The following is a 22,462-nucleotide window of genomic DNA, read 5'->3' as shown; positions in this document are numbered from 1 at the left end:
CTTTTGTGAGAAACGAAAAGCAGATTACGATTCCTCTTGTTTACCTATACCGTTAAAGATGATATTGAGGACGACGGCGGTGATGCTGCCCAGTGTGATGCCACTGTGCAGAACAATCTGGGACCAGGAAGGGAAGGCGTGGAAGAAATTGGGAACGGTAAGGGTAATCATGCTGACACCGATGCTGATGGCGACGAGCATCAGGTTGGAAGTGCCTTCAAATTTTACTTTCGATAAGGAACGGACACCGCTGGCGATGATCATGCCGAACATGGCAATACCGGCACCGCCCAGTACGGAGTTGGGGATACAGGCGACGATGGCGGCCATTTTGGGAAGCAGGCCAAGACCGATGAGGATGATGCCGGAAGCGGTGACGACAAAACGGCTTTTGACACGGGTCAGGGCGATAAGGCCGACGTTCTGGGCAAACGCTGTATAGGGGAAGCTGTTGAAGATACCTCCGATTACCGTAGACAGGCCATCGGCGCGGAGACAACGGGCCAAATCTTTGCGGCCAATAGGTTTATCGACGATTTCCCCGATAGCAATGCAGTCCCCGGTCGTTTCGACCATGGTGACGAACATGACGACAATCATCGATAAAATCGAGCCAATATCAAAGGCAGGGAAACCGAAAGAAAAAGGAGTGACGATACCGACCCAGCTGGCGCGGCCGACTTCGGCAAAATTCGTCTGACCCAGAACAGTAGCGATGATCGTACCGCCAATCAGACCGAGAAGAACGGCAATATTACTGACAAATCCCCTGCCATAGCGGTAGAGCACGATGACAATAGCCAGGGTGATAAAGGCAAGAAACAGGTTCATAGGACCGGCAAAGGCGGGGTCACTGGTATTGCCGCCGCCACCAATCCAGATGACGGAGACAGGCAGGAGGGTGATCCCGATGATCATGATGATTGTACCGGTCACGACGGGCGGGAAAAAGCGGATGAAGCGGCTGAAAAACGGAGCGATGAGAAAAGTCACCAGACCGGCAGCGATGATGGCACCATACATGACGGGCAGACCGTGCTGGACACCGATGAGGCACATCGGTGTGACGGCAGCGAAGGTAACACCCTGAATCATGGGAATACGTGCACCTACTTTCCAGAAGCCCAGCGTCTGAATAATGGTGGCGATGCCGCAGGTAAAAAGGTCGGCGTTGATCAGATGAATCAGTTGTTCCGGCGGCAGGTGCATGGCCTGTGCCAGGATAATCGGTACGGCAACTGCTCCGGAATACATGGCCAGGACGTGTTGGAGACCGAACGCAAAGAGCTTGCCGTATGGCAGCATTTCATCTACAGGATGAATGGTTGCAGAAGTGGAGTGAGAGTCCATGGTTTCACCTCGATGGGAATAATTAAAAATGAATAATAAGCATTATAGCATATTTTGACACCTTTGTAGTATGAAGAATAGAAATGGCAGGGAAAATTGCAGACCGAATGGGAGAAAGGCACTTTTTTTGCAGAAGAACATCTTGTATAATATAACATAGTTATATCATAGTTCAGGGGGCGCGTAGGTGTGACAGCATATGGACAATCAGAGTACGCATCGCGGACGGCATTATTGTCCAGCCGTGATGTCCGGGTAATGACCCAGGGCATACTGAAAAATATGGATACAGGGCTGTTGACGAAAGAAACGCTGCAAAAGAAAGCAGAAGAACTGCTCGTTTCGGCAGATGATTACTGGATGGCATATGGATTGGCAGCACTTATCTGCTGGCTTGCCGATGACCGGGTGAAAGCACAGCAGGCTCTGCAACGGGCACTGCAGGCCGATGACCAGAAGACATCGTTGTTCTTTTTCCTCCTTTCCCTGTGGGAAGAACGGGACCATGCGGCAGATGTCTGGCTGGCACGGTATCTGGGACAGCAGGATGGTTCATCGCTGGCAGAGCATTTCCAGTACTGTATGGAAGCGTATACCGACGGGCTGATGAACATGTCCGGATCTCGCCATGTAGAAGGCAGGCTGAATGACTGGAAAAGTGAGCAATGCCAGGATGCCCGGCTGATACAGCAGCAGATCCAGACCTGGCATGACTGGTTTGATAAGGAGCGCAGTTCCGTTACTCTGAATGAAGACGAACAGTTTAAACTGTTGAAAAAGGCTCCCAAGGCCAGTGTAGAAGAATTGCTGCAAGGAGCGCATCTGCCTGGGAAGGCGCTGGATGACCTGCAGAAACTCATGGACGATGATGAAGCGTCCGTAGCAAAGGAACAGGCCAAGAGTGTTTTATTGGAACGATTCATTGAAGCCGACCGTTCTGAAGAAGAACAGCCGTCTGTATATAAGCCGTATATTTCCTGGCTTACGGACTGGTGCCTCGATGACGGAGAAAAGGCAGTCATATCCCTGCGGCAGTATGCGATAGCGTCATCGAAAGACTGGATCCGCAGCGCCGCTGACGATGCGCAGGGGGAAACGGTCCAGAAACTCCCCGATTCCTTTGAATTTTTTTCTAATCTGTCCTATGAGGGCCATGTGGATAAACTGACATTCTATTCCATAGATGGGAGAAATGAACGGGATCATCTCTCGGCCCTGCATACCATTATTGATGCCTGGCAGAAGGAAGAACTTAGCAAGCACCGGCCGGGATGGACTGTGGTCGCCATGCTGTTCTGCATCATCGGTGGCGGGGCGCTTCTGTACTATGGCGGCGGCTGGGTTCTGGATAATCATCCCTTTATGCTGCTGGCAGGTGTGGCCCTGCTTTGCATGGCCTTTGCCGGTCCGATAGGGGGCCTGATTGTGACGGCAATCCTGGCGGGGATTACGGCCTTTTTGATGAACGCCATCACGGCGGCCTATGCCAGCCATCAGTATATCTTCATTACCGCCTGCGTAGTGATTCTGGCAGGGCTGTCCTTTAAAGTATACTATGCTACCTTTGGCATACGGCGGAAACTGGAGAAACAATTCAAACAATACGCCTGGGAAGAAGAAAACTGCATCTGCCGCTGCATGGCCGAAACGGCTGATTTCTACGATTACTATACGAAAGGCATGGAACGGCAGCAGGATTTGCATGCATTTCTCGATGGACTTTCGGCATCGGACTATGTCCGCCGCAATCAGGAAAGTGCGCGGCGGATCCGCATATAGGAGGTACTATCCATGGAAACAGGACAAGATGTAAGGCGTCCGTCTGGGCGCAGGCATATACAGATCAGGCGCCCGCAGGAAGAGACACCACAGCCGGCATCGGAATTAGCTGAACCGGCGCAGAGCAGGCCGGCAGGGGATAAAACGGTACATTCCCAGTGTATCACTGGACTTCCGGACTGGGATCTTCTCCCTCCCCGCGGTGTCGTACGGAGGTATCGGGAATGAGCAGGGTACCAGGTATTTATGCAGAATGGATCCCTGTTCTGAAGGAATTTGCAGCCGGCCGGAATGATGAGGAAACCATACCGGCCATGCAGCAGGGACGGCTCCATTGGTGTGATATTGTTGCCGGCCGGTTTGCCAGCCGCCTCATGGCAGCCTTTAACGCCCGGTTTGACTATATAGGAGAACGTTTCCGTAAGGCCCAGGACGATGGAATTCCTATAGAACAGGCTTTGAAACAACTGGACCGGGATCTCGATTTGCTGTTTCAGGCCAGTCAGATGCGGTGTCTGCCCGAAAAAGAAAAGCAGATGCTGCAGGACGAATTGCAGAAAACACGCCAGGATATGGACGACGCCCTTGAAGAGTCGGCCCGGCAGGACCCGAGTGGTGAACTGGACGTACTTTTGCGGCGCCGGAATAAAGGGAGCAGATAAACGAAATGAGTAATAAAAGTGAATGTAAAAAGCAATTGAAACGGTACCTCATTGCCCGTATTCCCCTGATTGTCGTGAATACGATCGAACGCAGCCGTATTCTGGGGATTCTGCGGGATGTAGCCGAAGAAATGGTAAAGGATACGATGATAGAAGAGGGCAGTTTCTTCGTCCATACCTTTTCCCGCGGCATTTACGATATCCGCACCGGTGATGCGGTCGATGAAGGTGCGGTATCTTTTGTGTCAGCGCTTGATTTCGCGGCTGATATGATGCGGACCCAGCACCGGGACAATCAGACGCTGGTACTGACCGAAGTTTCGGATATCAGCAGTGATACGTCCGATGCCCAACGCCTCCTCGATGTAGTCAATCTGGCAGTCGAACACGGTACCTGCCTGATCGTCCTGACCAATAAACCCGTCTGGAACACGCTGCAGCGCCATGGCCTCATCATCAGTCTGGACCTTCCTGGGGAAGAAGAAATGTATGACATCATCAAGCGGTTCATCGACGATTACCGTCAGGAAATGCCTATCGAATGGGGCGAAGAGGAAATGCGTGACGCGGCGGCAACGCTGGCTGGCGTCACCCAGATTGAAGCAGAAAATGTCATGGCCGCTCTCGTCGCCAATGGACAGATACGCAATGAAGACATGGCCGAAGTGCGGTCTGCCAAAAACCGCCTTTTTTCCAATATTTCCGGCCTGGAAAAAATTGATGTCGATCCCGATATGAAAAACGTCGGAGGCCTTCAGGGGCTGCGCAACTGGCTCGATGAAAAGAAAGAGCTGCTGCGGCCGGAAAAACGGGAACAGATGCGCCAGCTTCATCTGCAGCCGCCACGGGGCATTCTCCTCGTCGGGGTACCCGGCTGCGGCAAATCTATGTCGGCCAAGTCTATTTCAGCAAATTGGCAGTTACCCTTGTACCGCCTCGATTTCGCTACGGTCCAGGGCAGCTATGTGGGTCAGTCGGAACAGCAGCTGAAAGATGCGCTCACGACGGCGGAAAATGTGTCGCCGTGTATCCTCTGGATCGACGAAATCGAAAAAGGCCTTTCCGGCGCCGGCTCGTCCAATGATGGAGGCGTATCGACCCGCATGGTGGGGCAGTTTTTGTTCTGGCTGCAGGAATGCAAGAAACAGGTCTTTGTCGTAGCTACGGCCAATGACGTTTCCATGCTTCCCAGTGAATTGCTGCGCCGCGGCCGGTTTGATGAACTCTTTTTTGTCGATTTGCCGACAGCGGAAGAGCGCAGGGAAATCCTGGCGCTCTATTTTGCCAGATATCTCCATGCCCGGCTGGCTGCTGTTCCGGAATTTGCCGATAAGCTGGTGGAACTGAGCGATGGGTTTACCGGTGCTGATCTGGAATCTACTGTCCGGGAACTGGCCTATCACCGCCTGGCTGATGAAAACGGGAAACTGAGCGATGACGATGTGATTTCGACCTTTGAAAATGTCGTTCCCCTGTCGAAAACCAGTCCGGAGAAAATCGAAGCTATCCGCGATTGGGGCAGAGAACGGGCCGTTCCGGCTTCTGGCCGTCCAATCGGAGAAGAAACACTGCCACAGGCGGACCGTCTCCATGTACGGCGCGTCCTGACACGCCACTAACGTAAGGAGATGATAGGAATGGCACGTTTTATTTTGCGTCCCCGGACGCAGGCCGATACGAAAACCGAAAACCATACGCGGCTTTCGGTGGCACCGCGCCGCCAGCGGGGAAAAATGCAGATGGATACGGGAAAACTGGCTCTCCTGCTGCGCAGGCCACGCTCACGGGAATACTGTGAAGCACTGCGCCGGCTCGATGCCGGAGGCGCTCATCTCAGCCCGGAATTGCTCGATAAATTTATGAAAATCATAGAAGAGGAATTTCCGGAAATCGCCATCCGGGGCACGCTGATTGGCATCGTATCCCGGTGTTACCTGGGTGATCCCTATGAAGTCCATACGCTGGATTTAACGGGGGACATCATCGAACATTACAAGCGGGGCGAATCGCTGCCGGAATATATGGAAAAGGCCAGAGGACTGGCCCTGCACGGTAATTATGCATTTGTCGAAGTCTATGAAAATGCCTGCCGTGCCATAAGCGAAGATGGTTCGGTGGCCGTCATCATGGATGAGGCATAACTCTGATTATTCCGTGGATATTGCATGACAAACCGGCTTTTTTCCGTACATGATATGTATAGAAAAAAGCCGGTTCGTTGTTTTTATCGAGTTTCTTGAGTTTCTCCTGTCACCGAAGCCCATTGTTCATTGATGGCTTCGGCCATGAGCTGTTTGCCCGTACTGTTCAGATGGATGCCATCGATACCCAGTGCAGTCGGTAATTCCTGGTCTTCCGGGATTTTGGCAGCTAGGTCGATATGGGGCTGCTGGCGTATCCATGCATTGACCTTCTGAAAACGTTCCCGCCAGTCTTCCGCTGTCGGTTCGTCAAAGGCTTTTTTGATATTGGCCGGATTGATGGGTGGCAGCGTTAGGAAAATGGGCTGAATGTCGTGGTCGAGGCATTTCTCTTTAATAGCAGCCAGGTCGCTGATGACATCGTCGACACTGGTCCAGCCGCGAAGACTGTTGCTGCCGGTCATAATGATCAGGTATTTCAGATGAAAGGGAAGGACATCCTTTTCAAAGCGTTCCCGTGTCATCTCACTGGTATCGCCGCTTTCTCCCAGGTTAATGGTATCAAAATCGAGGTAATGCTGATAACTGAATTCCCAGTCTGATGGTGAATAGGACAGGTCTCCGCCGCCGTGGGTAATGCTGTCACCCAGTGTGCCTATAATATACGGTTTATCCGGATTAATCATCATTGGCTGGGGCGGGCAGAATACGCCCAGAGGCTGGTTGTCTTTGGTGTAAGCACGGACGCGCCAGTACAAAGTCTGGGTGGACATACGGGGGCTGTCGTCATACCAGTCGAACCAATGAGATGTGCCGCGGCCCATAACCAGATTGTCCGGTGCATCCTGATCCGGCATTACGTCGGGGGATGTGAGAATTTCTACTTTATAGGATGCGGCCCCGGTCACGGGAACCCAGTTGTATACTGGATAAAGCAGTGTTGCACCATTCCCCGTGTTAAATTTGCTGAGCGGATGAGGGTAGAGCGCAGGCTGCTGCTGCGGGTCTACGTACATCGGTTCTTCCGGTGAATAGGCTGTGATAGGATTGTAGTCGAAATCAAGGGCACGGACGCGCCAGGTTGCCGTCCCTTTTTGCGTATTGGCCGGGAGAACGGCATTATATCCGGGAACGAAAATATGACGTATCGTCTGAGAAGGCATCTGAGGCGGCGTGATTTCTACTTCATAGGATACGGCTCCTTTTACTTTGTCCCAACGCAGGACTGGCCGCAGGGAAGCCGGTTGTTCTTCCGTGTAATGAGATAGAATATGGGGCGGCTCCTGATCATACAATTCCCGGACCTGGTCAAGGGGAATGCCCTGAACCATGGGAAGCTCGGATGCAGCCGCTTTGGCATGGACTGCGGTCCGCGTGGCATGGGATGCATTCACGGGAGTTGCCGGCGTACGGGCCAGTGCCGGGGTACAGGAAAGGGCAATCAGGATAAAGACAGATACTGTGCGGAATACAGACATAATATACCTCTTTTTATATACTAATTTTCTTTCTTTTCTTCCCGCACATAGACGACGCGCTGTGGGAAGGGAATATCGATGCCACCGGCATCAAAGGCGTCTTTGACACGGGACATGGTATCATAGAATACGGGCAGATAATCGGCATTGGCTACTTTAGGATACGCGGCGATACGCACGGAATTGTCAGCAAATTCCTTGATGCCGATTTCCATCGTATCGGCGTTTAGAATCCGCTTGTCTGATTGGAAAATGTCTTTCAGGATAGCGATCGCTTTATGGTGATCATTGTCGTAGCCGATGTCGAACAAGAAAGAAATATACCGTTCATCCTGATAGGAACTATTGATGACCTGATTGGAGGTGATGATAGAATTGGGAATGAATACGGTTTTGTTGTCTTTGGTGATAACGGCCGTATTTAGCATCTGGATTCCTTTGATACTGCCTTCGACGCCGCCAATCGATACCCAGTCACCGGCTTTGAACGGCTTGAAAATCAGGATGAGCAGGCCAGAAGCAAAATTGGACAGATTATTCTGCAAGGCCAGACCAACGGCGAGACCGAAGGCACCAAATGCAGCTAAAAACGAATTGGTCGGGATTCCCGCTTTATTGAGAGCCGAAAGGATGACCAGAGCCATGATGGCATAATAAATCATCTGGCTGACAAAGGTAATGACCGTATGATCGTAATTGGCATGGGTCATCATACGGATGGCTACGTTTTTGAATCCTTTGGCGATATAGCGGCCAATAATAAAGATGATGATGGCATAGATGACATCGGGACCGTGGTTCAATAAAAATTCTTTTAACTGATCCAGAGCGGAGACACTCTGGGTGACCTGGTTCTGCACATCTGCCTTTACGGCAGAGGCTGCAGTCTGGGCCGTATCAGCGGTATTTGCGGCTAAACTCATGATAAACGCTCCTTCCTGTCATGAAGAAATATGGCAGATATCCTTATTGTAGACGTTTTATGCTTCCTTGTACAGATGAGCACGAAAAAGGGACGCCATCAGTAATCCTGAATTGGCGTCCCTTTACTCACAAAAGTGTTTCTTATCTATTCAATGCAGCTTCTGTAATCATTTTGCCATAGGCCGTGTAGTTATATACGACCTGGCTGCTGAAATTTTCATTTGTAGCATTGCCATAGTTGGCAAAAGCAGTACCAGCGACAGCGGCAACGGCAATGATGCAGGCAATAACACAGACTTTTACGCTTTTCATGATGAATTAGCTCCTTTATAAATACAATAACCCTTTGAGTGATTGTATTGTACAATACTTTTTCATGAAAATAAAATATAATATGGCTATAATTTACATAGCTTCTGTGCATGATCTTGCCCGGCTACAGAGCCGTCTCCCCGTGCGTTTCAACCCAAAAAAGCTGCCTAGGAGCAGCTTTTTTGGGTTGAAACGCACGGATTCTTAGTAGAGGCTGGTGTGATGAGTGCTCTGGGCATATGAATTGGCAAAGCCGTTGGTGACAACGGGCGAGGCCTGATGAACCGCTGCCTTGGCAGCCTGGGTGCTGGCAGTAGCTTGTACATTGCCATTGGCAAAAGCGAATCCAGCGGCGATAACGAGAGCTAATACGGCGATGCTATGTGTCCATTTTACGGTTTTCATGGTTGGTTACCTCTTTCTTATTGAGAATTTATACAGGCACATCTCTTGTGTGCAAGACATATGATACAGTATGAACAGAAAAAAATAAAGATGGAAATCCTCATAGCACCCGATACAGTTATTCATATCAGAAAATTTTTAATAAAGACTCAAAGCGAATGATAAAATGGCATATTAGAACAGAGAACAGGATAAGAATACATGCAAATTACTATTAATATCAGTAAAAAGATGTGTTATAGTATAACAGGCCCTGAATGAGGATATAAAAAAACAGCTCCTGCCTTTTGACAGAAGCTGCATATTTATTCTTATGGTGGGATTAGGGGGACTCGAACCCTCGACCTCTACGATGTGAGCGTAGCGCTCTAACCAGCTGAGCTATAATCCCGTGAAACATAGTTATATTATAATCGTTTACCATGATTTTTCAAGTCTCACTGTGAAAAAAATAAGGGATACGAATAACATATAGCCATAGTTTAAGTGATTATGGTATACTCTGAATATCATATAAAATAGTATCTGCATGATTCAGGGGAGATGAGAAACGTGGGGAAATGGTCAATCAGAATGACGATACTGACGGTGACATTGGCGCTGTATGTGGGAAGCCTGTGTGCTGCCACGGAGGCGGGAACGCAGACAGAGACACCAGCTGCCAGACAACGTATCGGTATGAGTTCATCTGGGACAGTACACTGGCAGTCTGGAAAAGCGATGGAAAGTGGCGTCCGACCGGGAGACCGGATGCCGTCTGTGGCGCTGTATGATATGGGAACACAAAAGACGGTGTCGAATATCGGACAGAATCATCGGGCTGCATTATTGTACATGGCACAGTCCATTCCTCACAGCATCCAGCTGGATAAGAAATTGCAATTTGTGCAGGAAATGCAGAAGAAATACAAAGGGCGGGCCGATTTCTACATCGTTTTTACGGCCACGCCCAATCAGTCCCGTTTTCAGGAACTGCGGGACTGGGATATTTCTTTACCCAAACTCTATACCGACCAGGCCTCATATAGCAAACTGGGCCGGATGGAGCAATTGATTTTTATCGATCGCGACGGCTATGTCCGGTATGCCATGAATACCTGGGGAATGGGAAACCAGGTCCTGGAACATATGCTGAAAGAAGTCATGACTACGCCCCTTCCGGCGGATGCAGGGGAACGGCAGGAACACCTTCTGATAGAAAGAATTCAACGGCAGGAAATGCATAAAGAACTGCATCTGCCTGAAGCCTGGCCGAAAATGGTGCAGGTTGCCACCGTGTGGCGGGATGGTATATTGAAAGACCTGACCTATGGAGCGGCCAATCAGGCAGCACAGGATCCGGTGCTGTATCGCCCAGTCATGGAAGCCGCCTGGGCGGACCAACAGCAGGACTATGTACGGGCAGCTGCCGCCTGCGAGGAAGCGTTGCGATTGAAACCGGATAATGCCCACCTTCATGCGCTGCGGGCGTATAATTGGCTCCTGCAGGGAAATGAACGAAAAGCTCGGGATGAATTAAAAAAAGCCGTTTTGCTGTCGCCTCATGATGCGGGGCTCTGCTGGAATCTGGCCTTGCTGGAATATAATCAGGGGCGGCCTCTGGAAGCGGCTCACTGGCTGGAACAAGCCGACCGGACGTATATCCCGGCCCGGGAACAAGCCTATTACGCCAGCTGGCTTTCTATCTATGGTGGAAAAGTACAAGAAGGGCTGGCCCGCTATGCAGCCTGGCTGGACAAGGATACGAATCTGGCCAGAGGAAATACGGACTATGCCCTGCTGCTCATACAGGCCGGACGATATGAAGAAGCGGCTTCCTGCCTGGGGAAAGCATTGCAGTATCTGGATACAGAGGGACACGGATCTCTGCAGCAGGCCTTTCGCAGCCAGCTCTATGCCCAGAAGGCCTGGTGTGAATGGAAAAGCCACAAAAACAGGACGGCCCTGGCCGATATTACCAAGGCTCTGGAAGGAGAAAAGCGCCAGTACTGGGCCAATTGGAACGACCTCCGGAACCAGATACGGCAGGAATTAGGTATGAAGATAGAAAAAAGAAACGGACGCGGAATGAATGAGCCTGTTTCCCTTCCGACCCTGTCAGAAGACTGGAAAGACTGAACGGGAAGTTCCCGGCGGATTCAAAATTTGCCTTGACAAGAAAATCAGTAAATGCTATAATCTCCCTTGTAGTCACGACATGGGGGTATAGCTCAGCTGGGAGAGCGCTTGCATGGCATGCAAGAGGTCAGGAGTTCGATCCTCCTTATCTCCACCATACAGAATACGATAGCCACGCGGTTTATGAGCCGCGTGGCTATTTTTTTTGTTTGCGTACGCATAAGGCTGTGGGGGTATGAAAAGGGAAACATGGGGTAAGGATTTGTCTTATGAAGCATTGGTTGCTTCATAAGACAGACTGTACAGAACAAAATCGGTCGTTTTACCTAACAGGATAGCTGGGAACTTTGTCTATCGCTTAGTGTCAGTTCGATAGAAGAGGCTTTGCGAAAGCTGATAGCTTCTGGTAAACTGAAGAGAAAAGGGCTGGGAAAACGTTCCCGTTATTACCGGCTGAAATAATAGTATTCCGGATGGACTGTGGATGAAAAATTCCTAGTTTTACATTTCACATGGTGTAGCGTTTTTTACTTTTTGAACGGGCAAAGCGTTCTAACCTGGATGCTGATTATCCGGATTGCAGGAATTTTCCTATGCTTTGACGAATGTATTTAGAAAGAAATGCGGAAATCAACAAAGAAGCGAAGTGAAATTTTATGAGCAATCGACACCCTAAAGGAAAGTTGGAAGGAAATTGGCATATTGAATATGATCCTAATATGTATACTCCGGGACGTAGAAAAAAAACATGTAAATTTTATGATATGGATAAAAAGTGTTGTTGTAATGTGGCTGCTCCTGATTTTTCAGTCGGATGCAATCCAGGTTATTGTGGCTACTATGAATACGGAAAGCCCGTTTCTGAAAAAACATATAAGATTCCTCAACAAATGTTGATACAGAAAAACATTACTACTATGCCTGTATGGAACAAGAATGATAAAAATAAAAATAAAAAAAAGAAAAAACAGAAAAAGACAAGCCAGCCAATAATCAATTCTCACATCAATAAAAAAAATTGGACAGGGTGTAAATCAGTGGTCGTTTTAGAAATTTCCAATAATGGCGATAGCATTCAAAAAGTTTTTTATTTGGAAAAACCAGGCACAGGTCATCCTACAACATTTGCAAAGGCTTGTATCCAGGCACATGTTGATGATGTCATTTTGTTTAATGGGCTGAAATATAAGATTTTACGCTTTAAATGATGTTATCAATTTCGAATATCGATAAATTCTATATTGGATTCTGGTACTCTGGTAAAAAATACTTATTTTGTTGCTATACTATCTTTGATACTTTTAAAATAACAAAAATACTCGCAAGGCCTGTGGTAATGGGCTTTGCGAGTATTTTTGTTTAGTCTCCATACATGCTATTTTTTTGGTATTAGTCCAGATTTTGTGGTGTGGTCACCCCTAGTCCAATTTTTGTGGTCTATTTTTCTAGTCCATTTTATGTGGTCATCCTAGTCACACTTTGTGGTGGGGCTGTTTACACTTTGTGGTCTGCCCCTTGCAATAAAAAAACTCCTTCTTAAAATGAAAGCATCACCCATTCATTTCTAAGAAGGAGGCAAGACAATATGTCTTTACATCAGTTTATCACAAATATTTTGAACATCAAATCCGAACAAATCCAGGGTTAGTGTCAAGAAGTTTTCGGTCTTTCCTTTAGACCTAGGTAATAAGCGGGGTCTTATTTCCACATTTTTACAAAATATATGCCATTTGCAGCCCTTTTGCCAGCTTTCCTAACGGACTGCTTGCTGAGCTGTACGTTCCTATACTTCCTTGATGCACGCCCTTGTGAGGCTGCATAGGGACCCGTTTCATCACTTTCCTCATGATGTTCTTAAATCGCTTTCGTAACCGTTCCACGTCTTGTAATTCATCGTTTCCTTCTGCTTCCGATTCAGCCGTATCCAGCCAGAGTGCCAGACTCGTTTCATCATGCTTCCAGATACTCTTCCGGATTTCTTCCTGTACCTCCGGTGCAGCAAAAGGCAGCCGTTCTTTCACCTTGCGGTGTACATGATAGACATCCCGTTGGTGCTCATGCCACTTGCACCCTGCTGCCAGTTCCTGAAACGCCTCATAGCCATATCCCGTTCCGCCATCCCCGTTGCTGATCACTATCGTATGGCTTAATCCATACTGCCGGTGCATGTACCACCCTGCTTGGTCCCGTGTCTTTTCATATTCTGTAGAAGCCATGTGATACGCATGGAGCAGCCGGGTCCGTTTTCCTTCTTTTTCCCGTCCTTCATACACCTGCATCCGGTGTATTTCCAACTGCCTCTTATGCTGTCCCCGCAAGACCAGCCCGTCTCCTTCTATGTACACAACCGGGGCTTCCGTTTCTTCTGCGGGACTTTCCTGCCGCTGAATGTCCTGCCATTCCTGACACAATTTCCCCGATTGCATCACAATATGCTTCACCGTTTGATGACTCAGGTTCGTCAGGGTAAACCGGTTCACGATATCGGCCGTTTTTCGATATACACAGCTGGTAGCCGTTTCTGCCACTTTCTTCATCAGCAAAGCGGAAAACCGTTGGTAGGGTTTCAATCGGAGCTGTTTATCCAGTGGATAGATGCCTTTCTTTCCCGGCTTTTTATCCGCCGGCGGACAAACGATACGATACCGCACAGGCATTGCACTGTCCGTCCATCCTGGCGCTCTACGATATATCCCTGCTTTTTATATTCCGTTGCTAATTCCCGGTCGAGCGGTTCTAATGCTATCCCCAATGCGGTTCGGAATAATTCGAAAAACAGGGCTAATAATTTCATATCCCGTTCAATAACTGTATCGGAGTCCTTTATTGTTTTGATGATTTCTGTTACAATAGTTTCCATAGAAGACCTCGGTTTGATGAGATTGGTGTGGTGGCCTCTCATTATTATCAGGGTCTTCTTTCTTTTTGACAAGTCTTACCGAGAACTATTTTACACTAAGAAATCCAGGATTTACTGACCCTCAATCAATCCGACGGTTCTATGGTCATTAAAATCCGTCTTGTTGACGCTCACTGTAGCTGCCCGTATTGCAGCAGACAGACGCATATTCATGGATATTACCCACGCAAACTTACTCATTCCACATTCATCAACAGGGCATGTACCATCCCGTATCTCCAACGCAGGTATCGTTGCAACGCCTGCCAGATTACATTCAACGAACCGAATCCCTTCACGCATTCCCATGAAAGCATCACTCATGAAACTAAGATCAACATATTACAGGATCTTAAACATCCGGAAATCACCTACACCCTCGCAGCCAAGAGAAACTACATATTTAAAGCTATGGTTCTCCGTATTTTCGACAGGTATGTCCATATCGCACGCAAACCATTGCCCCAAATTTTATCTCTCAATGAGCATTATCTGCCAGACTCCGACTATGATTCTCTTTACTGCTGTCTCTTGATGGATTTTGTTACGGGGGTCATTATCGATATACTTCCCGACCGCAAGAAATCTTATCTTCTTTATTATCTCAGCCATACTAAACATGAGACGTATTCCTATGAAACTCACACAAGTGAGTTGGATCGTATTAAATATGTTTCCATCGACATGTCTGAATCATTTCGCTCCGTCTTCCAATCGTACTGCCCCAAAGCCATCATCTGTGCCGATAGTTTCCATGTCCTACAACATCTCACCAAAGATTTCAATGCGGTCCGACTGAAATGTCGCAGGGAAACACCAGACCCTGTCCTGGCATATGTATTGATGAAATTTAAAGTGGTACTGAACCATAATGTACAGCTGGATAACGTCGCTAGATACAACAAACGGTTGACTGTACTTTCCAACTGGAAACAAGAAATCGTAAATTCATTTACCGTTGTAAATGGCCGCCGTATCAACAATAGCCATATCGAATCAAAAAACCGTCAAGTACAGCGTTTATTAAACAATGCCAATGGATTCCGTAATTTCAAGAGGACCAGAAATCGTATTTTATACTGCCTGAATAAAGAAGACACGTATACCTTTTGACCACAAACATGGTCTAGGTCAACCACAAAATGTATCCAGCAAAACCACAAAACTGTAAACAGCGTGACCACAAAAAAAGGTCTAGCCCAACCACAAAAGTTGGACTAGACCCATTTTTTTTAGTTAATGGTTTTGAATTCTTTACGATGGTTCGTATTATTACTTTGGTCATGAATTTATAGTTTGTCTTGAATCCGGATAATTCATGCAGCTCATCGATGAGCTGTGTCCGTTTGTAAGAAAGGATATAATCATTTGTGATAGATAGTTTCGTTACGTAGGACCCGCTGGTATAGTTGCCAAACTCCGACTGTTCATTTTGAAGCGGGTTGCTTGTATATAGCAACTATAGGATTTATAATTGTGTTATATTGGTTAAAATGGGAAATATTAACTTCGGAGATAAAAAGCTGTAATATGATGTGTATTTAAAGAATTTATGGATAAAGATACTGGAGCAAATAAATGGAAATATTCAATAACACTACTAAGGTCGTAAAAGATGATCTAGTCAAGATAATACAATCTGGAAGCAAGGTGTCTGTGGCAGCGGCATGTTTTTCTATTTATGCATATCAGGCACTTAAACATGAGCTGGAACATTGTGATGAATTCCGGTTCATTTTTACGTCTCCCACTTTCATTGCAGAAAAAACGCCCAAGGAAAGACGAGAATTCTATATTCCGAGACTGAATCGCGAAAAGGGGCTGTATGGGACGGAATTTGAAGTCCGCCTCAGGAATGAACTGAAACAGAAAGCGGTAGCCAAGGAATGTGCAGAATGGATGCGCAAGAAGGCGACATTTCGCTCCAATAAGACCTGGGAAGGCATGAACAATTTTCTCGTCGTAGAAAATCCAGAAGACACCTATACCTATATGCCGGTGAATTCTTTTACAACAGTAGATATGGGTTGTGAACGAGGAAATAACATCAGCAATATTGTAACTCGCTTTGAGAACCCGGCAAGCAAGGAACTGTTGAATCTTTTTAATACCCTATGGAATGATAAAGAAAAACTTACCGATGTGACAAGCGAAGTTATCGATATGATTTCTACAGTCTATCAGGAAAATGCGCCGGAACTTATATATTTCATGACGTTGTATCATATTTTCAGTGAATTTCTCGATGATATTTCGGAAGACGTCCTTCCCAATGAAGCTACGGGGTTCAAGAATAGTGTAATATGGAACAAGCTTTATCATTTCCAGAAGGATGCGGTCCTTGGCATTATTAATAAATTGGAACAATACAATGGCTGTATTCTGGCCGACAGCGTAGGGCTGGGAAAAACATTTACTGCACTGGCCGTAATCAAGTATTACGAAGGCCGTAATAAAAATGTGCTCGTCCTCTGCCCGAAAAAACTCTCTGAGAACTGGATGACTTATCGTGGTAATCTGGTGAACAATCCATTGGCAGCAGACCGTTTCCGTTACGATGTGCTCTATCATACAGATCTTTCCCGTAACCGTGGGATGACATCTATTGGCCTTCCCATCGACCGAATCAATTGGGGTAATTATGATTTAGTAGTCATTGACGAAAGCCATAACTTCCGGAATGGTAATGGTACCAATACGCATGGTGGTGAAAAAGAAAACCGCTACATGCGCCTTATGAACCGTGTAATCAGGCCGGGAGTCCGCACCAAAGTACTTATGCTCTCTGCTACACCCGTCAATAACCGATTTTATGATTTACGGAACCAGCTGGCCCTTGCCTACGAAGGTAACCCGGAAGAAATCAATGAAAAATTAAAGATACAGTCAGATATCGACATGATTTTCCGCCAGGCTCAACGCGTCTATAATGCATGGTGCAAGCTCCCGGAAAAAGAAAGAACTACGAAAGCTTTGCTTTCCCAATTGGATTTTGACTTCTTTGAAGTTCTAGACTCTGTTACCATTGCCAGGTCCCGTCACCATATACAGACCTATTATGATACAGCGGATATCGGAACATTCCCGACAAGAAATAAGCCCATTTCCTTGTATCCTAAATTGACGGACCGGAAAGGGGCTATCAATTATAAAGAAGTCTACGAATGTCTGTCTGAATTGAATCTTACCATTTATACGCCTACGCAGTTCATTTTGCCGAGCAAACTGTCCAAGTATCTGTCGAAAGAGGAAACGGAGAACTTCCGAAAAGGTCGTGAAACAGGTATCCAGCGCCTCATGAGTATCAACCTCTTAAAGCGTATGGAAAGCTCTGTTCATTCTTTCCTGCTGACGGTACAAAGGGTATACCAGTATCTGTATGAAACGGACCAGATTGTCGATACCTTTATAAAGAATGGGCAGGGAAATCTAAGCGAAATGGATGATTTGTCTGGAGCAGCCGCAGATTTTGATGAAGACGATCAGAACACAGATTTCTTTTCTGTAGGGAAAAAGATACAAATTGATTTACGCGATATGGATTATATTTCATGGCAGCGTGACATCAAAGCAGACTTGGAAACCCTTTCCCTGCTCATCGGCATGGTGAAAGATATTACTCCGGAATACGATTATAAACTGAATCAACTGATTCGAGTCATTCAGAAAAAAGAAGAGGCTCCCATTAATACGGGCAACCGGAAAATCCTTATTTTTACGGCTTTTGCCGACACGGCAGAATACCTTTACGAAAATATAGCGCCTAAAGCCAAAGAGATGGGCCTTCATACGGCGCTTGTCACGGGCAGAATTGAAGGCAGAACGACGATTCCCCATTTCAAGGCAGACATGAATCATGTATTATCCTGTTTCTCTCCCAAATCAAAAGACAGGGATATCCTCTATTCAGCAGATAAGGATAAAAATATTGATATCCTGATTGGCACGGACTGCATTTCCGAAGGCCAGAATCTGCAAGATTGTGATTATTGCATCAATTATGACATTCATTGGAATCCTGTCCGTATCATTCAGCGGTTCGGGCGAATCGACCGTATCGGCAGTCAGAACAAGGTCATTCAGCTGGTGAATTTCTGGCCCGACTTGACGCTGGACGAATATATTAACCTGAAGGCGAGAGTCGAAACAAGGATGAGGATTTCTGTCATGACTTCAACCGGTGACGATGACCTGATCAATCAGGATGAAAAAGGCGATTTAGCCTACCGTAAGGAACAGCTGAAAAAGCTGCAGGAAGAAGTCGTGGACTTGGAAGATATGACAAGTGGTATCTCTATTACCGATTTAGGACTCAATGACTTCCGCATGGATTTGCTCGCCTATATGAAGGACCATCCAGATATAGAGCATATACCGCTTGGCATCCATGCTGTGGCAAAGGGAAGTAAGCCGGGCGTGATATTCGTATTAAAGAATGTAAACCCGAAAATCAACATCAAGAATCAGAACCGGCTCCATCCGTTCTATATGGTATATGTTGGCAGTGATGGTGAGATTATTACCCACCACTTGCAGCCAAAAGATACGCTGGACGAAATGCGGCATATAGCTAAAGGGAAGAAGGTTCCCATTCAGGAACTGTGCCATATCTTTAATAAAGAGACGAAAGATGGCCGAAACATGGGAAATGTTTCCAAACTCCTTGAAGCGGCTATCGAATCGATTATTGAAACGAAAGAGGAAGAGGATATTGACAGCTTTTTTTCTTCGGGAGAGACTACGTTTCAGGATATGGGATTCTCTGGGCTGGATGATTTTGAACTGATTTGTTTTATGGTGGTGAAATAAATGATTGACTTTCCGAAAAGCACGGTCATTCGTCGGAGACTTCCGAAAGAAGCGTTTTATCAGCATCTATCACTTACGGCAGCGCTGAAAGCCCGATTTGTGTCTGACGTAGAGCAGATTCAAGTCGAAAACAGTCTGACTCAGCGCAATCTGAATCTGGAAAATAAAAGTGATATAAAGGAAATCCTGCTCTTATCTCTGCGTCTTAAACAGCAGGACTTTGATGGGAAAATCGCGGAGGCTATTGCTAGACAGAATCCTCATAAGCTCATTTTTTTGCTTATGTACGGAGAATGTTGCCAGCTAGCTGTGTATCACCGCAAACTCTATCGCACGGCCTGGATGAAGAAAAATGACCTTTCCCTGGGACTTCAAGGAAATACGTTGGACGAAATATGGGATAATCTGGTACGGCAAATTGCCATTTCTTCGGAAGATGTGCTACAGAGACAAGAGCTACCTATAGATGAACAGTTAAAACGGCAGGATGAAATCAACCGTCTGAAGAAACTGATTCAAAAGACAGAAGTCGCTGCCTGGAAAGAACAACAGCCGAAAAAGCGATTTGAAATATATACCCGGCTACAAGACTATAAAAAACAATTGGAGGAAATCACTCATGGAAAAGCTTGAAATGCATACGGCTGATTTAGCAAAAGAAAATTATGAAAAACTGGCGGCCTTGTTTCCCAATGCGGTCACAGAAACCATCGATGAAGAGGGGCATGTAATCCGTGCCATCGATAAAGATGTGCTTATGCAGGAAATCAATACGCAGGTCGTAGATGATGGGCAGGAGCGCTATCAGTTTACCTGGCCGGATAAGCGGAAAACCATCATGCTTGCAAATCAGCCCATTGCCAAAACATTGAGACTGGATAGGGAAAAATCCGTCAGCCGCGATGGTACACCGGGGGGGGGAACATTGATAGTGAAAATATCTACATCGAGGGCGATAACCTCGATGCTCTGAAAATCCTGAGGGAAACCTATCTTGGAAAAGTAAAGATGATTTATATTGATCCGCCGTATAACACGGGAAATGATTTTATCTATGAGGATGATTTCTATCAAAGTATAGAAGAATATGGTGAAAACAGCGGGCAGCGAGATGTAGAAGGAAACCGAATGGTACAAAATCTGGAGAGCAATGGACGGTTTCATACAGACTGGTTGAACATGATATATCCCAGGTTAAGAATTGCAAAAGATTTTCTTTCTGATGATGGAGTTATTTTTATTTCGATTGGTGATAATGAGTCGGAAAATTTAAAAGCGATGTGTAATGAGATATTCGGCATGCAGAATTATGTAGGTACAGTAGTATGGGAAAGGGCATTTTCACCAAAAAATGATGCTAAATATTTTTCTGTAAGTCATGATTTCATATTGGTATATGCGAAAAAAATTAATAATTTTGTAATTGGTAAATTACCGAGAACAGATGAAGCAAATGCAAGATATAAAAATCCAGATAACGATCCTAGAGGTCCATGGGCAGCAGATAATATGACTGTCAAGACTTATTCTGCAACATATGATTACCCTATAACAACACCTAATGGAAAAGTTGTATACCCAACTAATGGAAGGTGTTGGTTTACTAGTAAAGAAAAAATGAAAAAATTAATTGATGAAGGAAGAGTATATTTTGGGACCAATGGGGAAAACATGCCCCGTATAAAGAGATATTTAGCTGATGTTCAACAAGGGATGACTCCAACAACGATTTGGAAATATGAAGAGGTGGGCCATAACCAAGAAGGGCGACAAGAGTTGAAAAAATTATTTGATGATAAGGGATATTTTGATGGGCCTAAACCTCAACGGCTAATGGCAAAAATACTTACTGTAGCTGCTGTGGATAATAGCTCTATTGTACTCGACTTTTTTTCTGGGTCCGCTTCTACTGCAGAGGCGATATTACATCATAATGTAAAAGTAAATAAAAATGTAAAATACATTATGGTTCAATTACCGGAAGATATACCTGCAGATAGTGATGCCTATCATGATGGATATCGTACTATTTGTGACATCGGCGAAGAACGTATTCGCCGTGCTGGCAAGAAAATCAAGGAAGAAACGGGCGCAGATATCGACTATGGTTTCCGCTGTTTCAAAGTGGATTCTTCCAACATGAAAGACGTTTATTACAAGCCAGCTGATATGAAACAGAATCAAATGGACCTTTTTGCCGATAATATCAAGGAAGACCGCACGCCAGAAGATTTGCTGATTCAGGTCATGCTTGATTTGGGTGTACTCCTTTCGTCGAAAATCGAAGAGACAGAAATAGCTGGTAAAAAAGTCTTTTCTGTAGAAAACGGCTATCTGATTGCCTGCTTTGATGAAAATGTTACCGAAGAAGTAGTAACGGCCATTGCCAAGCAGCATCCGTATTATGCTGTATTCCGTGATAGTTCCATGGCAGATGACAGCGTAGCGGCTAACTTCGAACAGATATTTATGACTTATAGTCCGCAGACCGTAAGGAAGGTGCTTTAATGGAAAAAAATCTGAGTTCATATCATTCCTTAATAAAAGATTTAGAAGTGCTTATTGCTTCTGGAAGAAAAGCTGCGTATCAATCTATCAATCAAGCGATGATTGATATGTATTGGAATATTGGGAAACGGATTGTAGAAGAAGAACAGAAAGGAAAGGCGCGTGCCCAATATGGCAAAGCGTTGATTAAAAACCTGGCGGCTGTTTTGACAGCAGAATTTGGGGCAGGTTTTACGGCTAGAAACCTTCGGAATTACAGACAATTTTATCTCCTATTTCCGGAACGCGAGATTTGGCACGCATGCGTGCCAAATCTTACATGGACACATTTTCGCTCTCTCCTTCGAGTCAGCGACGAAGATGCCCGCATTTGGTATTTACGTGAGTCATCGGAACAAGGCTGGAGTTCTCGGACACTGGATCGTAATATTAGTACCCAGTATTATTACCGGCTTCTGAAATCACCTCAAAAGAGCGCAGTGATTGCAGAAATGAAGGCTCATACGGCCCAGTATCAGAAAGAAACGTATGAACTAATTAAAAACCCGGTGATTGCAGAATTTTTAGGATTTAAAAATGAAGATTCGTATCTGGAAAGTGACCTGGAAACTGCTATCCTTTCACACATCCGGGATTTTCTGATGGAAATGGGGAGAGGATTTGCCTTTGTTGCGAGACAGCAGCATATTGTAACTGAAACAGATGATTACTATATTGACCTTGTTTTCTACAATATTGAATTGAAATGCTATGTGCTGATTGATTTGAAAATGGGGAAAATTACACATCAAGACGTTGGGCAGATTGATATGTACGTGAGGATGTATGATGACCTGAAGTGCAAAGAAGGGGATAATCCGACAATCGGCATTTTACTATGTTCTGAAACGGATGTAGATATTGCACGATACTCGGTCCTGCATGATAATGACAGACTCTTTATGTCGAAGTACTTGACATATCTTCCAACGAAAGAACAGTTAAAAGAGGAAGTTGAGAAGCAAAAGGCGATTTTCTATACTCAGCATCCGGATAAGGCCATAGAAAATTCCCAGGGAGATGAAAAGGATGACTGAG

General features: G+C 46.0%; 18 protein-coding genes, 2 tRNA genes and 1 pseudogene. 14 read left to right on the top strand and 7 right to left on the bottom strand.

Annotated elements, in window-relative coordinates:
- Window positions 1–24: 24 nt before the first annotated feature.
- Window positions 25–1,305: a nucleobase:cation symporter-2 family protein gene (locus tag ACGTIC_RS13515; RefSeq protein WP_113856581.1), complete on the bottom strand. Its 1,281-nt coding sequence runs from the start codon at window positions 1,303–1,305 to the stop codon at window positions 25–27.
- Window positions 1,306–1,539: 234 nt separating this feature from the next.
- Between ACGTIC_RS13515 and ACGTIC_RS13510 the strand changes: the two genes are divergently transcribed.
- From ACGTIC_RS13510 to ACGTIC_RS13490, 5 genes are read left to right on the top strand one after another with little or no spacing between them, the layout of a single operon-like run.
- Window positions 1,540–3,129: a hypothetical protein gene (locus ACGTIC_RS13510; RefSeq protein ID WP_113856326.1), complete on the top strand. Its 1,590-nt coding sequence runs from the start codon at window positions 1,540–1,542 to the stop codon at window positions 3,127–3,129.
- A 12-nt stretch (window positions 3,130–3,141) separates the two neighbouring features.
- Window positions 3,142–3,357: a hypothetical protein gene (locus ACGTIC_RS13505; protein ID WP_059075626.1), complete on the top strand. Its 216-nt coding sequence runs from the start codon at window positions 3,142–3,144 to the stop codon at window positions 3,355–3,357.
- The gene (locus tag ACGTIC_RS13500; RefSeq protein WP_075581553.1) at window positions 3,354–3,791 is read left to right on the top strand and encodes a hypothetical protein; all 438 of its coding nucleotides are present in this window, start codon (window positions 3,354–3,356) and stop codon (window positions 3,789–3,791) included. The genes ACGTIC_RS13505 and ACGTIC_RS13500 overlap by 4 nt, the downstream gene beginning before the upstream one ends.
- A gap of 5 nt (window positions 3,792–3,796) precedes the next feature.
- A complete protein-coding gene (locus ACGTIC_RS13495) occupies window positions 3,797–5,410 on the top strand; it encodes an AAA family ATPase (protein WP_113856325.1) in 1,614 nt (537 codons plus the stop codon).
- A gap of 18 nt (window positions 5,411–5,428) precedes the next feature.
- Window positions 5,429–5,932, top strand: coding sequence for a hypothetical protein (locus tag ACGTIC_RS13490; RefSeq protein WP_075581551.1), 504 nt, complete (start codon window positions 5,429–5,431; stop codon window positions 5,930–5,932).
- 83 nt (window positions 5,933–6,015) lie between these two features.
- On the opposite strand, the gene ACGTIC_RS13485 is transcribed toward ACGTIC_RS13490, so the two are convergent.
- The 5 genes from ACGTIC_RS13485 to ACGTIC_RS13465 all read right to left on the bottom strand — a co-directional run bounded on the left by ACGTIC_RS13485 (window position 6,016) and on the right by ACGTIC_RS13465 (window position 9,442).
- Window positions 6,016–7,410: a GDSL-type esterase/lipase family protein gene (locus ACGTIC_RS13485; protein ID WP_113856324.1), complete on the bottom strand. Its 1,395-nt coding sequence runs from the start codon at window positions 7,408–7,410 to the stop codon at window positions 6,016–6,018.
- A 20-nt stretch (window positions 7,411–7,430) separates the two neighbouring features.
- Complete coding sequence (locus ACGTIC_RS13480) at window positions 7,431–8,333, bottom strand: mechanosensitive ion channel family protein (RefSeq protein WP_059075631.1); 903 nt, start codon at window positions 8,331–8,333, stop codon at window positions 7,431–7,433.
- Between the two features lie 142 nt (window positions 8,334–8,475).
- On the bottom strand, window positions 8,476–8,646 hold the full coding sequence (locus tag ACGTIC_RS13475; protein WP_154662685.1) for a hypothetical protein: 171 nt from the start codon (window positions 8,644–8,646) through the stop codon (window positions 8,476–8,478).
- A 204-nt stretch (window positions 8,647–8,850) separates the two neighbouring features.
- Entirely contained in the window at window positions 8,851–9,051 is a 201-nt protein-coding gene (locus tag ACGTIC_RS13470) for a hypothetical protein (protein ID WP_113856323.1), read from the bottom strand.
- Between the two features lie 314 nt (window positions 9,052–9,365).
- A tRNA-Val gene (locus tag ACGTIC_RS13465) sits at window positions 9,366–9,442 on the bottom strand.
- A 161-nt stretch (window positions 9,443–9,603) separates the two neighbouring features.
- Here ACGTIC_RS13465 and ACGTIC_RS13460 point away from each other — a divergent pair.
- The 3 genes from ACGTIC_RS13460 (at window position 9,604) to ACGTIC_RS13450 (ending at window position 12,377) form a co-directional block, all read left to right on the top strand.
- A complete protein-coding gene (locus tag ACGTIC_RS13460) occupies window positions 9,604–11,169 on the top strand; it encodes a tetratricopeptide repeat protein (protein WP_162816288.1) in 1,566 nt (521 codons plus the stop codon).
- Between the two features lie 81 nt (window positions 11,170–11,250).
- Window positions 11,251–11,326 (top strand) — tRNA-Ala (locus ACGTIC_RS13455).
- A 499-nt stretch (window positions 11,327–11,825) separates the two neighbouring features.
- Window positions 11,826–12,377, top strand: coding sequence for a hypothetical protein (locus ACGTIC_RS13450; RefSeq protein ID WP_292016920.1), 552 nt, complete (start codon window positions 11,826–11,828; stop codon window positions 12,375–12,377).
- Window positions 12,378–12,881: 504 nt separating this feature from the next.
- Here ACGTIC_RS13450 and ACGTIC_RS13445 read toward each other — a convergent pair.
- Window positions 12,882–13,963 (bottom strand): annotated as a pseudogene (locus tag ACGTIC_RS13445) (ISLre2 family transposase).
- A gap of 207 nt (window positions 13,964–14,170) precedes the next feature.
- Here ACGTIC_RS13445 and ACGTIC_RS13440 point away from each other — a divergent pair.
- From ACGTIC_RS13440 to ACGTIC_RS13415, 6 genes are all read left to right on the top strand, one after another.
- Complete coding sequence (locus tag ACGTIC_RS13440) at window positions 14,171–15,181, top strand: transposase (RefSeq protein ID WP_113856319.1); 1,011 nt, start codon at window positions 14,171–14,173, stop codon at window positions 15,179–15,181.
- A 465-nt stretch (window positions 15,182–15,646) separates the two neighbouring features.
- Window positions 15,647–18,877 (top strand): helicase-related protein, encoded by a 3,231-nt coding sequence (locus ACGTIC_RS13435; protein WP_113856317.1) that lies wholly within the window; start codon window positions 15,647–15,649, stop codon window positions 18,875–18,877.
- Window positions 18,878–19,510 carry a DUF4391 domain-containing protein gene (locus tag ACGTIC_RS13430; protein ID WP_113856316.1) on the top strand — a complete coding sequence of 211 codons (633 nt, stop codon included), beginning with the start codon at window positions 18,878–18,880 and terminating at the stop codon, window positions 19,508–19,510. It abuts the gene before it with no gap.
- Window positions 19,497–19,850: a hypothetical protein gene (locus ACGTIC_RS13425; RefSeq protein WP_394522364.1), complete on the top strand. Its 354-nt coding sequence runs from the start codon at window positions 19,497–19,499 to the stop codon at window positions 19,848–19,850. The genes ACGTIC_RS13430 and ACGTIC_RS13425 overlap by 14 nt, the downstream gene beginning before the upstream one ends.
- A gap of 35 nt (window positions 19,851–19,885) precedes the next feature.
- Window positions 19,886–21,385 (top strand): site-specific DNA-methyltransferase, encoded by a 1,500-nt coding sequence (locus tag ACGTIC_RS13420; protein ID WP_257536553.1) that lies wholly within the window; start codon window positions 19,886–19,888, stop codon window positions 21,383–21,385.
- Complete coding sequence (locus tag ACGTIC_RS13415; RefSeq protein WP_113856315.1) at window positions 21,385–22,461, top strand: YhcG family protein; 1,077 nt, start codon at window positions 21,385–21,387, stop codon at window positions 22,459–22,461. Before ACGTIC_RS13420 ends, ACGTIC_RS13415 begins: the two co-directional genes overlap by 1 nt.
- The last annotated feature ends 1 nt before the right edge of the window (window position 22,462 follow it).

The organism is Megasphaera hexanoica, assembly GCF_043520715.1.
Taxonomy (GTDB): domain Bacteria; phylum Bacillota; class Negativicutes; order Veillonellales; family Megasphaeraceae; genus Megasphaera; species Megasphaera hexanoica.
Note: the sequence above shows the minus strand (reverse complement) of the source record. Positions and strands in the feature narration are given on the sequence as shown.

Excerpts from the sequence above, each read along its gene's own strand:
- ACGTIC_RS13515 (WP_113856581.1), bottom strand. The coding sequence starts at position 1,305 with ATGCTGCCATACGGCAAGCTCTTTGCGTTCGGTCTCCAACACGTCCTG.
- ACGTIC_RS13505 (WP_059075626.1), top strand. The coding sequence starts at position 3,142 with ATGGAAACAGGACAAGATGTAAGGCGTCCGTCTGGGCGCAGGCATATA.
- ACGTIC_RS13500 (WP_075581553.1), top strand. The coding sequence starts at position 3,354 with ATGAGCAGGGTACCAGGTATTTATGCAGAATGGATCCCTGTTCTGAAG.
- ACGTIC_RS13495 (WP_113856325.1), top strand. The coding sequence starts at position 3,797 with ATGAGTAATAAAAGTGAATGTAAAAAGCAATTGAAACGGTACCTCATT.
- ACGTIC_RS13490 (WP_075581551.1), top strand. The coding sequence starts at position 5,429 with ATGGCACGTTTTATTTTGCGTCCCCGGACGCAGGCCGATACGAAAACC.
- ACGTIC_RS13485 (WP_113856324.1), bottom strand. The coding sequence starts at position 7,410 with ATGTCTGTATTCCGCACAGTATCTGTCTTTATCCTGATTGCCCTTTCC.
- ACGTIC_RS13480 (WP_059075631.1), bottom strand. The coding sequence starts at position 8,333 with ATGAGTTTAGCCGCAAATACCGCTGATACGGCCCAGACTGCAGCCTCT.
- ACGTIC_RS13475 (WP_154662685.1), bottom strand. The coding sequence starts at position 8,646 with ATGAAAAGCGTAAAAGTCTGTGTTATTGCCTGCATCATTGCCGTTGCC.
- ACGTIC_RS13470 (WP_113856323.1), bottom strand. The coding sequence starts at position 9,051 with ATGAAAACCGTAAAATGGACACATAGCATCGCCGTATTAGCTCTCGTT.
- ACGTIC_RS13450 (WP_292016920.1), top strand. The coding sequence starts at position 11,826 with ATGAGCAATCGACACCCTAAAGGAAAGTTGGAAGGAAATTGGCATATT.
- ACGTIC_RS13440 (WP_113856319.1), top strand. The coding sequence starts at position 14,171 with ATGGTCATTAAAATCCGTCTTGTTGACGCTCACTGTAGCTGCCCGTAT.
- ACGTIC_RS13435 (WP_113856317.1), top strand. The coding sequence starts at position 15,647 with ATGGAAATATTCAATAACACTACTAAGGTCGTAAAAGATGATCTAGTC.
- ACGTIC_RS13430 (WP_113856316.1), top strand. The coding sequence starts at position 18,878 with ATGATTGACTTTCCGAAAAGCACGGTCATTCGTCGGAGACTTCCGAAA.
- ACGTIC_RS13425 (WP_394522364.1), top strand. The coding sequence starts at position 19,497 with ATGGAAAAGCTTGAAATGCATACGGCTGATTTAGCAAAAGAAAATTAT.
- ACGTIC_RS13420 (WP_257536553.1), top strand. The coding sequence starts at position 19,886 with ATGATTTATATTGATCCGCCGTATAACACGGGAAATGATTTTATCTAT.
- ACGTIC_RS13415 (WP_113856315.1), top strand. The coding sequence starts at position 21,385 with ATGGAAAAAAATCTGAGTTCATATCATTCCTTAATAAAAGATTTAGAA.